Origin of the sequence: Streptomyces sp. H27-D2 (genome assembly GCF_035828615.1) — a bacterium.
In the GTDB taxonomy this organism is placed as follows: Bacteria; Actinomycetota; Actinomycetes; order Streptomycetales; family Streptomycetaceae; genus Streptomyces.
Genome location: NZ_JAYMZR010000035.1, coordinates 24,026 through 36,639, shown reverse-complemented (window position 1 = coordinate 36,639; position 12,614 = coordinate 24,026). Strand labels below are relative to the sequence as shown.

General features: G+C 72.7%; 11 protein-coding genes and 2 pseudogenes. 6 read left to right on the top strand and 7 right to left on the bottom strand.

The genetic code is table 11. From position 1 onward, the window contains the following. Positions 1–37 precede the first annotated feature (37 nt). The 6 genes and pseudogenes from QMK28_RS15825 to QMK28_RS15800 all read right to left on the bottom strand — a co-directional run bounded on the left by QMK28_RS15825 (position 38) and on the right by QMK28_RS15800 (position 6,510). The gene (locus QMK28_RS15825; protein ID WP_326438301.1) at positions 38–787 is read right to left on the bottom strand and encodes a lysoplasmalogenase; all 750 of its coding nucleotides are present in this window, start codon (positions 785–787) and stop codon (positions 38–40) included. Between the two features lie 227 nt (positions 788–1,014). Further along, positions 1,015–1,890 (bottom strand): annotated as a pseudogene (locus QMK28_RS15820) (sterol desaturase family protein); the annotation flags it as partial. 147 nt (positions 1,891–2,037) lie between these two features. Continuing rightward, positions 2,038–3,384 carry an amidohydrolase family protein gene (locus tag QMK28_RS15815; protein WP_326438299.1) on the bottom strand — a complete coding sequence of 449 codons (1,347 nt, stop codon included), beginning with the start codon at positions 3,382–3,384 and terminating at the stop codon, positions 2,038–2,040. Continuing rightward, positions 3,381–4,667, bottom strand: coding sequence for an amidohydrolase family protein (locus QMK28_RS15810; RefSeq protein ID WP_326438297.1), 1,287 nt, complete (start codon positions 4,665–4,667; stop codon positions 3,381–3,383). The genes QMK28_RS15815 and QMK28_RS15810 overlap by 4 nt, the downstream gene beginning before the upstream one ends. Positions 4,668–4,828: 161 nt before the next feature. Continuing rightward, positions 4,829–5,713 (bottom strand): SDR family NAD(P)-dependent oxidoreductase, encoded by an 885-nt coding sequence (locus tag QMK28_RS15805; protein WP_326438295.1) that lies wholly within the window; start codon positions 5,711–5,713, stop codon positions 4,829–4,831. Then, entirely contained in the window at positions 5,713–6,510 is a 798-nt protein-coding gene (locus tag QMK28_RS15800; protein WP_326438293.1) for an acetoacetate decarboxylase family protein, read from the bottom strand. Before QMK28_RS15800 ends, QMK28_RS15805 begins: the two co-directional genes overlap by 1 nt. 140 nt (positions 6,511–6,650) lie before the next feature. Here QMK28_RS15800 and QMK28_RS15795 point away from each other — a divergent pair, with 140 nt between their 5' ends. The 6 genes from QMK28_RS15795 (at position 6,651) to QMK28_RS15770 (ending at position 12,434) form a co-directional block, all read left to right on the top strand. Beyond that, positions 6,651–7,331, top strand: coding sequence for a TetR/AcrR family transcriptional regulator (locus QMK28_RS15795; protein ID WP_326438291.1), 681 nt, complete (start codon positions 6,651–6,653; stop codon positions 7,329–7,331). Positions 7,332–7,379: 48 nt separating this feature from the next. After that, on the top strand, positions 7,380–8,402 hold the full coding sequence (locus QMK28_RS15790) for a DEDDh family exonuclease (RefSeq protein ID WP_326438289.1): 1,023 nt from the start codon (positions 7,380–7,382) through the stop codon (positions 8,400–8,402). 146 nt (positions 8,403–8,548) lie between these two features. Then, on the top strand, positions 8,549–8,782 hold the full coding sequence (locus QMK28_RS15785; RefSeq protein ID WP_326438287.1) for a hypothetical protein: 234 nt from the start codon (positions 8,549–8,551) through the stop codon (positions 8,780–8,782). Between the two features lie 180 nt (positions 8,783–8,962). Next, positions 8,963–9,832: an SURF1 family cytochrome oxidase biogenesis protein gene (locus QMK28_RS15780; RefSeq protein ID WP_326438285.1), complete on the top strand. Its 870-nt coding sequence runs from the start codon at positions 8,963–8,965 to the stop codon at positions 9,830–9,832. A 51-nt stretch (positions 9,833–9,883) separates the two neighbouring features. Continuing rightward, positions 9,884–11,674 carry a glycoside hydrolase family 15 protein gene (locus QMK28_RS15775; protein WP_326438283.1) on the top strand — a complete coding sequence of 597 codons (1,791 nt, stop codon included), beginning with the start codon at positions 9,884–9,886 and terminating at the stop codon, positions 11,672–11,674. A 4-nt stretch (positions 11,675–11,678) separates the two neighbouring features. After that, positions 11,679–12,434 carry an SDR family oxidoreductase gene (locus tag QMK28_RS15770; protein WP_326438281.1) on the top strand — a complete coding sequence of 252 codons (756 nt, stop codon included), beginning with the start codon at positions 11,679–11,681 and terminating at the stop codon, positions 12,432–12,434. Positions 12,435–12,537: 103 nt separating this feature from the next. Here QMK28_RS15770 and QMK28_RS15765 read toward each other — a convergent pair. After that, positions 12,538–12,614: pseudogene (locus QMK28_RS15765) on the bottom strand (alkaline shock response membrane anchor protein AmaP); the annotation flags it as partial.

The following is a 12,614-nucleotide window of genomic DNA, read 5'->3' as shown; positions in this document are numbered from 1 at the left end:
CCGCGAGCCCCGAAAACAGCCGCCGGCCCCGCTGCCGCTACCGGACCTCGCGGGTCGCGCTGCCCCCGGCTGCCGCCGGGTGGTCGGCCCCGGCCGGCCGCGTACGCGCTTCGTCGGCGACCGCCACCGGCCGGCCCACCCGTAGCGGCGGCCGTTCCGCCCGCAGCAGGCCGTCCGCGAGCAGCGCCTGGGCGGCGATGTACGTCAGCATGATCCAGAACTGCGGAGCGGGCAGCTGCGGCCACTCGGCGATCCTGCCGGCGATGAGCGTGTCGGAGATCAGGAAGAGCGCCCCGCCGAGCGCCACCCGCAGCCCGGCGCGGGTCGCGCCCAGCGCCATCCCGGTGAGCAGCAGGCTGTACCCGGCCACCGGGACGCGCAGGTCCGCTGCGAGGTCCGGCCAGAGCAGCGCCACGGTGCCGAGGCAGGCCGCCGCGTAGGCGATGGCGAGCGGGACGGTCCGGCGGCGGTCCAGGTGCGGGCGGCCTCGGAAGAACAGCACGAGGTAGCAGACGTGCCCGGCCGCGAAGGAGCCCATGCCGACGAGGAAGGCCGGCTCGGCGTCGGACAGCAGCAGTGAGTCGCCCCCGCAGCCGAGGAGCAGCGCGACCGCGAGCAGCGGCGGCCCGCCCCGGGCGAGGACGTACCCGGCGAGCACCGGCATCAGGGCCGGCTTGGTGAGATGCGCGAGCGTCTCGGCCCCGCCGAGCAGCGCACCGAGGTGGACGACCGCCAGCAGCGCGAAGAGCGCGAGCAGGGGGCGGGCGGCGGCGCGCGCGCCGCGCATATGGCGGGCTCGGAGGCGGGCGCGGAGGCGGCTGCGGAAGCGGCTGGGGCTGCGGCTGCGGCTGGGGCTGCGGCTGCGGCTGCGGCTGCGGCTGCGGCTGCGGCTGCGGCTGCGGCTGCGGGATTGGCTGCGGGATTGGCTGCTGCTGCGGGATTTGGCACGGCTACGGGATTCGACCCGGCTGCGAGCGCGGGCTCTGCAGTGCGCGCGGGCTCAGGCACAAGCTCCGCCCCGGACGGTGCCGCCGCTCCCGCCCCCACTGCGGCTGTCGCTCCCCCGGGCTGCCAGCCCGGCCCCCGTACGACCCGCCCGACGTGCTCGCGCCAGCCGTGCGCGGCCCTGAGGTCGCGCGCGATGGCGGAGTACTCGTGGGTGGCGACCCGGAGCGGATTGTGGGTCGCGATGTTCTTGGTGAGGCCGAAGACGGGCCGCTCCACCTCGGGCACGAAGGAGCCGAACATCCGGTCCCAGACGATCAGGATGCCGCCGAAGTTACGGTCCAGATAGCCGCCCTGCGAGGCGTGGTGCACCCGGTGGTGCGAGGGCGTGTTGAGGACGAACTCGAAGGGCCTGGGCAGCTTGTCGATCCGCTCGGTGTGGATCCAGAACTGGTAGACGAGGTTCGTCGAGGAGCAGAACGCGAGCGCCGCCGGGTGCACGCCGAGCGCGATCAGCGGGACGTAGAACGGCCAGACGGTGAGCGTGGTCCAGGGCTGGCGCAGCGCTGTGGTGAGGTTGAACTTCACGCTGGAGTGGTGCACGACGTGGCAGGCCCACAGGATGCGGATGACGTGGTGCCCGCGGTGCGACCAGTAGTAGAAGAAGTCCTGGCCGAGCAGCATCAGCGGCAGCGTCCACCACAGCACCGGGATGCGCGCCGGGGTCAGTTCGTAGACCGCCGTGTAGATCGCGATGATCGGGATCTTCCACACCAGGTCGAAGGCGATGCTGCCGAGCCCCATGCCGATGCTGGTCGCGGCGTCCTTGCCGGCGTAGCCCGCCGAGTCCTCGTCGGGGCGCAGCCGGTAGCTCACCATTTCGATGACGGTGAGCAGCACGAAGGCCGGTATCGACCACAGGAGCACATCAGGCAGGTTCGGCATGTCCGCACCATAAAGGCGGCCACGGGGGCTCCGCTAGAGGTTGTTACCGATGAGTATCGGTCAGTGTTACCCGGGGTTCGATCTGTCGGCGGCGGACACCCGCCGGAGCGACTCGGGCTCCGCACCCGAGCCGCCCGGCGGGGCCCGTCACCAGACCCGCACCGCTCCCCCCGTCGCGAAGACCGGACTCGTCGCGTCCGCCGGGATCTTCTCCAGCGGCTCGGCGATCTCCTCGACCGTCGGGCCGCAGCGCGCCGCGAGCGGGTCGAGCAGTGCGAGGTCGAAGCCGTAGAGCCTGGCCGCGTTGCCGCCGACCATCGCGGCGACCTCCAGCGGCGGCAGGCCCGCGTACGCGATGCGCAGGCCCTCCCGGGTGTACGGGTGGGTGCCCTCGTCGTGCGGGTAGTCGCTGCCCCACATGATCTTGTCGAGGCCGATCCGCTCGCGCAGCGGCACCTCGTGCGGGCGCATGAAGCTCGCGCCGACGAAGCAGTTGTCCCGCCATACCTCGCTGGGCCCCTTGCCCATCGAATCGGCCAGCCCCGCGCCGAACTTGGCCTCGGCGGTGGCGGCCTTCGTCGCCGCTCTGACCAGGCGGCCGTGGTAGTAGTCCAGCATGTCGAGGACGCCGGGGATCCAGCCGGAGCCCTGCTCGGTGAGGACCAGCCTCAGGCCGGGGTGGCGCTGGAAAGCGCCGCCGAAGATCAGGTGCCACAGCGCCCGGTGCGAGAACCAGGTGGTCTCCACCATGAAGACGGCGCGCGCGGCGGGCTCGTCCCCCAGCGGCGGGGAGGCCGAGCCCGAGTGGTGGTTGACGGGGACCGCCAGCTCGTCGCAGACCGCCCACAGCGGGTCGTAGGCCCGCGAGTGGAGCTCCGGGACCCCGGAGCCCGGCGGTGCGCCGGGGAGCAGGATGCCGCCCGTGAGCCCGGCCTCCCTGGCCCAGCGCACCTCCCGTACGGCCTCCCCGACGTCCCCGAGCAGCACTTGGGCGACGCCCGCCCGGCGGCCGGGGACGGCGGCGCAGAAGTCGGCGAGCCAGCGGTTGTGGGCGCGCAGGCCCGCCCAGCGCAGCTCGAACTCCTCCCCGGAGGGCTGTGGGGCCATCAGCGAGGCGCTGGGGAAGAACGGCGGGATGGTGTTGGGGAAGACGACCTCGGCGACGATGCCGTCCGCCTCCAGCTCGGCCAGCCGGCGGGCCGAGTCCCAGTTGCGGTCCGCCTCGGGGGCCACCAGGTCCTCGTACGGATTCACATAGCTCGCGGCCCAGGCGTCGAAGGCGTCGTGGTGCCGTCGCTCCAGGTACGGCCGGTAGTCGGGGAGGTCGGCTCCGGCGTGGCAGTCGGCCGAGATGACCGTGTAGCGGTCCGGGTCGGGGCCGGTGTTCGGGCCGGTGCTGAGGCCGGGCCACGGGTCGGGGTCGACCGGCAGCGAGGTCGCCGGGTCCGGGGCCGCCGGACCGGGCGGCTGCGGCGGCTCGGGGTCGCGGGTCATGAGCCGACTCCCACGTACGGGAAGTCGTGGCCGGTCAGCCAGTGCCGGCCGGTCTCCCGCGAGCGCTGCCAGGACAGCTCTACGGCCGACTGGTCCTCGGGTTGGCCGAGTTCGGCCGGGGTGGGGCCGATCCGGCGGGCCAGGGGTGCGAGCCCGGCCGTGTCGAAGCCGAAGACGTCGGCCGCCGCCAGGCCGAGCATCCGGCGCGTCTCGTCGACCGGGATGTCGTGGAAGGTGTCCCTCAGCCACTGGCGGGTCTTGGGCCAGGTGCCCTCGGGGTGCGGGAAGTCGCTGCCCCAGAGGATGTTGTCGACGCCGATCTCGTAGCGCTGGGCGAGTTCGCGGCGCTTGGTGTTGGTCGCGCAGATGAAGACGTTGCGGTCGAGATACTCGCTGGGCGCCCGCCGCAGCTCGGCGAACGGGGAGAGCTTCTTGCCGCCGTGCGCGCCGAGGTAGAGCCGGTCCATGAACCACAGCTGGTTGGGCAGCCACCAGCAGCCGGACTCCGCGACGCCGAAGCGCAGGCCGGGGTGGCGCTCGAAGACGCCGGACCAGAGCAGGAACCACAGCGGCCGGGACGGCCACCAGGTGACCTCGGAGACGTAGATGCCGAGGTGGTCGCCGTACTCGTGGCGCGGGGCCGCACCGGAGTGGGTGACGACCGGCATCCCGGTCTCGGCGGCGGCGGCCCACACCGGGTCGTAACGGCGGTCGTGGTACGGGGCCTTGTCGACCCACATCGAGGGGATCATCAGCGCGCCGAGCCCGGACTCCTTGGCGCGGTGCACTTCGGCGACGACCCTCTCGACGTCGCCGGTGATGGGCAGCAGGGCCACGCCGCAGTGCCGTTCGGGGGTGTGCGCGCAGAACTCGGCGAGCCAGCGGTTGTGCGCCTGCGCGCCCGCCATGCCCAGCTCAGGGTCCTGGTCGCCGGAGAGCCCGAGGCCCACCCCGAAGGGCGCGGCGGTCCGGCTGTCCACCGCGTCGGCGTCCGGGAAGACGACCTCGGCGGCGACCCCGTCGCCGTCCAGCTCCTTGACGCGCTGCTCGGCGTCCCAACCGCCGCGCAGCCCTTCCTCGTTGTCCTCGAACCACTTGGCGGCGAACGCCTCGTTCCGGATGCCGAGGCGGGTCATCTCCGCGCAGCGCGCGTCGCGCTGCCCGAGGAATTCGTCGAACGGGCGGTGGAACGCGGGGTCCAGATAGGGCCGGTACTCCTCCGTGGGCAGTCCGGCGTGGCAGTCGGAGGAGATGATCAGGTACGGGTCGGACCGTTCCGTCAACGTGCTCACCTCTCATGCGGGTCGTTCGGATTGTTCGAGTCATTCGGGCCGGTCGGGTCGGCTGGGCCCGCCGGGTCTGCCGGGTCTGGCGCGCATCCGCCGGGTCTGCCGCGCCTGTCCGGCAGTGCTGTCCGGCAGTGCTGTCCGGCAGTGCTGTCCGGTCAGTCGAGGACGAAGTTCTCCAGGTACGCCGGATTCGCCCGGTCGAGCATCGAGCGCGCGCGGGCACTGATCTGCTCGTCGCTGCGCTCGCTTCGCGGCAGCATCCAGAAGCGGTCGGCGCGGATGCCCTCCACGACCAGCTCGGCGACGTCTTCGACCGGGGTGAACCGCACCTCGCGGCCCGCCGCCTTCATCGCGGCCTCCCACGCGTCGAGGCTGCGGTAGGGCGTCTTGCGCGGGCGGGACTTGGCGTAGCGCTCGGGGCGGTTGCGGTGCGACTCCCACAGGCCGGTGCGCAGCATCTCCGGGCCGGGGAAGAGCACCGACGCGCCCACCGCGGCCCGCTCCGCCTTCAGGTGGGCGTACAGCGACTCGGTCATCGTCACGACGGCCGCCTTGGTGACGGCGTAGACGGAGGCGGTGGGCAGCGGCGCGATGCCGCCGTCGGCGGAGGAGGTGTTGACGACGTGGCCGGGCTGCCCGGACTCCAGCATCCGCGGCAGGAACGCCTGTACGCCGTGGAAGACGCCCCACACGTTGACCGCGAAGGCCCACTTCCAGTCGTTGGGTTCGTGCTCCCACATCCGGCCCTCCGCGCCGGAGCCGACGCCCGCGTTGTTGCACAGCACATGGACGCCGCCGAAGGCGCTGTAGGCGGCGTCGGCCAGGTCGTCGACCGAGGCGCGCTCGCTCACATCGACGGCGCGCGCCAGCACCTGCGCGCCCCCGGCGCGCAGCTCGCCCGCCGCCTTGTTCAGCGCACCCTCCTCGACGTCCGCGAGGACGACCCGCAGCCCCTCGTCGGCGAACCGGTGGGCCATGGCGAGCCCGACGCCGCTCGCCGCGCCGGTGACGACAGCGACCTGTCCCTGTCGCAGTTCCATCAGGCGCTCGCCTCCGGAGGGCCGTCGAGGATCTGCCGGGCGTCGTCGTAGCGCTGGTGGATGTACGGCAGCAGGGCCTGCGCGCTGACCCGTTCGACGACCCGGCCCTGCTGGTCGCTGGTCTTCTCGCCGAGGGTGATCTCCACGATCCGGCGCACCGGGAGGTCAGCGACCGGGTCGTACGCGGACTCGCGCAGCACCACGTCGCCGGTGACCGACTCCAGCTTGCGGAACCTCTCGTTCCGAGTGCAGTGGACCAGTACGGGGTCCCCGTCGAAGCCCTTGCCGTCGACCGCCGGCAGGAACTTGAAGTAGAAGTCGAGCTTCTCGGCGGGCTCCGGCAGCGGCAGCCGGCCGCTCACCGCGCCCCGTACCTCGACGAACGCGATGCCGTGCCGCGCCAGCCGGGCCCCGATGACGTCGCCGACCCGTTCGATGACGACCTCGCCCAGCTTCTTGGGCTCGCCGAACACCTCACGGCCGCCGATCAGCGCACGCTCGTGCGTCATCGGCATGACGAGCGGATACCAGCCCTCGCGCCCGCCGTGCCGCGCGGCGACCGCGAACGAGCCCGCGCCCAGCCGATAGCCGGGCAGTTCGACCCTGCTGACGCTGACTCGGACCAGGGGGCGTTCGGTGGGCTTGAGCGGCGGCGGGAGGACCGCGGCGACCGCGTCCGGATCGCTCTCCCACACGGCGCTCACGCCGGTCGACCAGATGTCGGGAAGCTTGCCGACGGCTGCCCGCGCCGCGGCGATCTCGGCTTCGCCGCGCGGACCGTAGCGTACCCGTGCCATGTCGTACCGCCCTTCGGATCGGAGTCGTGCAGGGGGTTCGTACCGCGATGGTGCAGGGGTCATGCGGAGGATCGTGTAACACAGTTACATCGAGACCCGCGAAGGGTAAAGACACGTGCACGGACCAGAATGGGGAGACCATGACCGGCCCACGGCGCAGCCCCGCCCCCAGAACTGCCCCCGGAACCACTCCGAGAACCGCCCAGAGAGCCGCGCTGACCCGCGAGGACGTCCTCGACGCCGCGACGAACCTCGTCAAGCAGCTCGGCCCGCAGGCCCTCACCATGCGCAAGCTCGCCGCCGAGCTGGGCACCGCGGTCACCTCGATCTACTGGCACATCGGCAACCGCGAGTCGCTCCTCGACGCGCTCGTGGAGCGCACCGTCCGCGAGATCGGCGAGATCAGCCCCACCGGCCGGACCCCGGAACAGCGCATCGTCTCCGTCGCCCGAACCCTGCGCCGCGATCTGCGCGACCGGCCGCACCTCGTCGCGATGGTCCACGAACGGGGCCTGACCGAACGGATGTTCCTGCCCGCGCAGCAGGCGCTCGTCCATGAGGTGCACGCCGCCGGACTGCGCGGGGCGCGCGCCGCCGAGGCCGTACGCGCCGTGCAGTTCCAGGTGGTCGGCTTCCTGCTGGTGGAACGCAACCGCGAGCGCTCCCCGGTCCAGCACCCCGGCGAACAGGAGCTGTGGAACACTCCGGCCGCCGGACACGACCCGGCGCTGGCCCGCGCACTGGCCCGCCCGGTCGACCCCGAACGCCTCTTCACCACCTCGGTGCGCGCCCTGGTCGAGTCACTTATCGGCACCGGCTGAGCGGGTGCGGGTGAGGACTGTCAGCGACGGCCCGTATCCTCAGGGACCATGCTCGAAGACCGCACGGCCGCTGCGCTCCAGATCCCGCAGCAGGCCTCTCCGACGCCCCCGTGGCCGACCGCCTACCCGCTGGGGTACGCCGTGGTCGACGTCGAGACCACCGGCCTCGCCCGCGACGACCGGATAGTGTCGGCTGCCGTCTACCAACTGGACGCCCAGGGCAATATGCAGGACCACTGGTACACCCAGGTCAATCCGCAGCGCGACCCGGGACCGGTCTGGATTCACGGCCTGACCAGTGCGGCGCTCGCCGACTCACCGCTCTTCCCGGAGATCGCCGACGAGTTCGCCGCGCGGCTCGCCGACCGGGTGCTGGTCGCGCACAACGCGATCTTCGACTGGTCGATGATCTCCCGCGAGTACGCCCGCGCCCGCGCCACCGCTCCCGTACGGCAGCGGCTGTGCACCATCGCGCTCTCCAAGGAGCTGCGGCTGCCGCTGCCCAACCACAAGTTGGAATCCCTCGCCGCGCACTACGGCGTCGTCCAGGAGCGCGCGCACCACGCCCTCGACGACGCCCGGGTGCTGGCGGAGGCGTTCCGCCCCAGCCTGCACCTCGCCGCCGAGACCGGCGTGCGGCTGCCGCTGCTCGCCTGCCAGCCGCTCACCGAGTGGACGGACAGCCCCGCCCCGCCCGCCGGCGCGGCCCGCCCCGTCGGCCACCAGTCCCCGTACCGGCCCACCAGCTGGCGCGCCAGCCGCAAGCGGCCGGCCTGCCCCTACCCCAATCCCGGGCGGTACGAGATCGGCGCCCGGCTCGTCCAGGGCATGCGGGTGGCGTTCTCCGGTGACACCTCGATCGACCGTGAGCTGCTGGAGGACCGCGCCATCGAGGCCGGTCTGCACATCGCGAGCAGCGTCTCCCGGCTCACCAGCGTGCTGGTCACCAACGACCCCGACGCGGTCACCTCCAAGACCGCCAAGGCGGCGTCCTTCGGCACGCCGGTGATCGACGAGGCCGCCTTCACCCACCTCCTGCAGGACGTGACCCCCGCACCCACGAGCGGCTGACCCGGCCGGGGGCGCTCACCCCGGCCCGCACGCCCCCGGCCGCGGAGCCCCACGGGGCCCGCGGCCACCCGACAAACAGGTGAAGCCCGCGCGACGCGCCCGCCGCCCGCTCGCGCCCGGCCGCCGCGCGTCGCACCCTGTGCCGCATGGCCCGATGCGAAGTATGCGGAAACGACTACGGCATGACGTTCGAGGTGCACGCGCAGGGCGCGGTGCACGTCTTCGACTGCTTCTCCTGCGCGATCCACCGGATGGCCCCGATCTGCGAGCACTGCCGGTGCCAGATCATCGGGCAGGGCGTGGAGGCCGAGGGGCAGTGGTTCTGCGGAGCGCACTGCGCCCGCGCCGAGGGGCAGGTGGGGCTCATCGACCGGGTCTGAGCGGGTGCTGGGTGGGGGCTGACCCGGGGGCTGAGCGCGGGGCTGTCCTGGACCTGGTCCAGGACCGAGCCAGGACCGGTCCGGGGATACGCCCGGGCCGCGCCGGGACTGCTCCGGGCGCGGTGCCCCAACGGCCCCCTCCCGGCGGACGCCCCACGACCGAGTTGTACGGTTCGTGGGGTGTACCGCTTCCTGTTGACCCGGCAGTGGGTGATCCTCACCCTCGTCGGGCTGATCATGATTCCAGCGATGGCCAAGCTGGGCTTCTGGCAACTCCACCGCCACGAGCACCGGGTCGCCCAGAACCAGATCATCGCGGACGGCGTCAACGCCCGGCCCGTCCCGGTCGGCAAGCTCACCTCGCCCGGCCACCACGTCCCGCACCGCGACATGTGGCGCCCGGTACGGGCCACCGGCTCGTACGACGCCGAGCACGAGGTCGTGGTCCGCTACCGGACCGGCTCCGACGAGCAGAGCCAGGGCTACTACGTCCTCACCCCGCTCGTCATGGCCGACCACCGGGTGGCGCTGGTCAACCGCGGCTGGATTCCGGCGGACGGCGATCTCACCCAGTACCCGAAGGTCCCCACCGTCCCGGCCGGCGTGGTCACCGTCACCGGCCGGCTGATGGCCGACGAGACCAGCGCGGGCAGCGGCATCAAGGACAAACAGGGCCTGCCGCCCCGCCAGGTCATGCTGATCGACAGCGCCAAGCAGGCCAAGGCGATCCGGCAGCCCGTCCTCGGCGGCTACATCGAGCTGACCGGCACCACGCCCAAGCCGTCCCGGCAGCCCGACCCCGTACCCGCCCCCGACCACAGCAGCATCGGCCCGCACATGGCGTACGCCGTCCAGTGGTGGCTGTTCGCCGGAGCCGTCCCGGTCGGCTGGTTCATCCTGGTCCGCCGCGAGCGCCGGGACCGCACCGCGGCGGCGACAGCGGCCGCGACCAGCCCGGCGGAGCCCGCCACCACCGGGAACGCCGACGGCTCCACGGACACGGCCGCCCCCGAAGTGACGGACCCCGCAACCGCCCCCGAGATCGCCTGAACGGCACCGCGCCCGGAGTAGTTCCGCCTTCCCTGGGGAAGATGCGACACCGTGGCACAAAAAATCGAGGACTACGCGCTCATCGGCGATCTCCAGACCGCCGCTCTCGTCGGCCGCGACGGATCGATCGACTGGCTCTGCCTGCCACGCTTCGACTCGGCCGCCTGCTTCGCCGCCCTGCTCGGCGACCAGGACAACGGGCACTGGCGGATCGCGCCCGCCGGCGCCGGGGAGTCGAGCTGCACCAGCCGTGCCTACCGAGGCGACTCCCTGGTGCTGGAGACCTTCTGGGAGACCGGGACCGGCACCGTCAAGGTCATCGACTTCATGCCGCAGCGCGACATCGCGCCCGACGTCGTACGCATCGTCGAGGGCGTCTCGGGACAGGTCGAGATGGAAGGCGTGCTGCGGCTGCGCTTCGACTACGGCAGCGCCGTCCCGTGGATGCGGCAGGCCGAGGAGTGCCGGGTGGCCGTCGCCGGACCCGACTCGGTCTGGCTGCGCGTCGAGCCCCCCGTCCCCACCTACGGCAAGGACTTCAGCACCCGCTCCGAGTTCACCGTTTCGGCCGGCGAACGCGTCGCCTTCGTCCTCACCTATCACCCCTCGCACGAGCCCCGCCCAGAGCTGATAGACCCCTTCGAATCGCTGGAGCACAGCCTGGAGGACTGGCACGACTGGTCCTCCCGATGCCAGTACGAAGGCCCGTACCGCGAAGCCGTGATCCGCTCGCTGATCACGCTCAAGGCGCTCACCTACGCGCCGACCGGCGGCATCGTCGCCGCCACCACCACCTCCCTCCCCGAAGAGATCGGCGGCGTCCGCAACTGGGACTACCGCTACTGCTGGCTGCGCGACTCCACACTGACCCTGAACGCCCTGCTCGCCACCGGCTACCTCGACGAGGCCGCGGCCTGGCGCGACTGGCTGCTGCGCGCGGTCGCCGGTTCCCCCGGGGACCTCCAGATCATGTACGGCCTCGCGGGCGAGCGCCGGCTTCCCGAGGCCGAACTGCCCTGGCTCGCGGGGTACGAGCGGTCCGCCCCGGTCCGCACCGGCAACGGCGCCGTCAATCAGCTCCAGCTCGACGTCTACGGCGAAGTGGTCGACTCGCTCTTCCTGGCCCGCGCCGCCGGACTGACCTCCCAGACGCACGCCTGGAACGTGCAACGCGTCCTGCTGGACTTCCTGGAGACCCGCTGGCGGCAGCCGGACGAGGGCCTGTGGGAGGTCCGCGGCCCGCGCCGGCACTTCGTGCACTCCAAGGTCATGGCCTGGGTCGCCGCCGACCGCGCGGTACGGACCCTGGAGGCGCACCCCGAACTGCCGGGCGACGTGGACCGCTGGCGCGCGATGCGCGACGAGGTGCACAGCGAAGTCTGCGAGAAGGGCTACGACAGCGCCCGCTCCACCTTCACCCAGTCCTACGGCTCGCAGGAGCTGGACGCGGCCACCCTGCTCATCCCCCGCGTCGGCTTCCTGCCCGCCACCGATCCGCGGGTGATAGGAACCGTCGAGGCCATCCGCCGCGAGCTCAACCAGGACGGCCTGGTCCGCCGCTACAGCACCGACGCCACCTCCGTCGACGGACTCCCCGGCGGCGAGGGCGCGTTCCTCGTCTGCTCGTTCTGGCTCGCCGACGCCCTGCACCTCACCGGCCGCGGCAAAGAGGCCGTCGCGCTCTTCGAACGGCTGCTGGAGCTGCGCAACGACGTCGGGCTGCTGGCCGAGGAGTACGACCCCGTGACCCGCCGGCACCTCGGCAACTTCCCCCAGGCCTTCAGCCACGTCGGTCTGGTGGGTACCGCCCTCGCCACACTCCCCCGACCCGAGGCAGACTGAAGCCATGGATCTTGGACTGAACGACCGGGTGTACGTCGTCACCGGAGCCACCCGCGGACTGGGCCTGGCCACCGCGCGTGAACTGATCGCCGACGGCGCCAAAGTAGTGATCACCGGCCGCGACGAGAAGACCGTCGGGGCCGCCGCCGGCGAACTGGGCGCGAACGCCCTGGGTCTGGCGGCCGACAACGCCGACCCCGCCACCGCGGAGCGCCTCGTCAGCACCGCCCGCAGCCACTTCGGGCGCTTCGACGGCATCCTGATCAGCGTCGGCGGCCCGCCGCCCGGCCTGGCCGCCGACAACACCGACGAACAGTGGCAGGCGTCCTTCGAATCGGTCTTCCTGGGCGCGGTCCGGCTCGCCCGGGCAGCCGCCGCCGCGCTTGAATCCGGCGGCGTGATCGGCTTCGTGCTGTCCGGCTCGGTCCGCGAGCCGATCCAGGGCCTGGCCATCTCCAACGGCCTGCGCCCCGGCCTGGCCGGCTTCGCCAAGTCCCTCGCCGCGGACCTCGGCCCGCGCGGCATCCGGGTCGTCGGCCTGCTGCCGGGCCGCATCGCGACGGACCGGATGACGCAGCTCGACGCCCTGTCCGGCACACCCGAGGAGACCCGCGCCCGCAACGAGTCCACGATCCCGCTGCGCCGCTACGGCGCCCCGGAGGAGTTCGGCAGGACCGCCGCGTTCGTGCTCTCGCCCGCCGCCTCCTACCTCACCGGCCTGATGCTCCCGGTGGACGGCGGCGCCCTGCCCGGCCTCTGACCGGCCCCGCCGCAACGGGACGACGTGCGGGACCGCGCGGCGCGGCGCCCGGCACGACAGCGCGGGAGCGCCGCACCCGAGTGGGGTGCGGCGCTTCCGGCCGTCAACTCACCCGCTCGGCGCGGTGCTTGACCGCCCGGAGCCGGACGTCCGCGGGCAGCCGCTCCAGCCCGGCCGAGT

Coding starts and splice junctions, on each gene's coding strand:
- QMK28_RS15825 (WP_326438301.1), bottom strand. CDS start 787: ATGCGCGGCGCGCGCGCCGCCGCCCGCCCCCTGCTCGCGCTCTTCGCG.
- QMK28_RS15815 (WP_326438299.1), bottom strand. CDS start 3,384: ATGACCCGCGACCCCGAGCCGCCGCAGCCGCCCGGTCCGGCGGCCCCG.
- QMK28_RS15805 (WP_326438295.1), bottom strand. CDS start 5,713: ATGGAACTGCGACAGGGACAGGTCGCTGTCGTCACCGGCGCGGCGAGC.
- QMK28_RS15800 (WP_326438293.1), bottom strand. CDS start 6,510: ATGGCACGGGTACGCTACGGTCCGCGCGGCGAAGCCGAGATCGCCGCG.
- QMK28_RS15795 (WP_326438291.1), top strand. CDS start 6,651: ATGACCGGCCCACGGCGCAGCCCCGCCCCCAGAACTGCCCCCGGAACC.
- QMK28_RS15790 (WP_326438289.1), top strand. CDS start 7,380: ATGCTCGAAGACCGCACGGCCGCTGCGCTCCAGATCCCGCAGCAGGCC.
- QMK28_RS15785 (WP_326438287.1), top strand. CDS start 8,549: ATGGCCCGATGCGAAGTATGCGGAAACGACTACGGCATGACGTTCGAG.
- QMK28_RS15770 (WP_326438281.1), top strand. CDS start 11,679: ATGGATCTTGGACTGAACGACCGGGTGTACGTCGTCACCGGAGCCACC.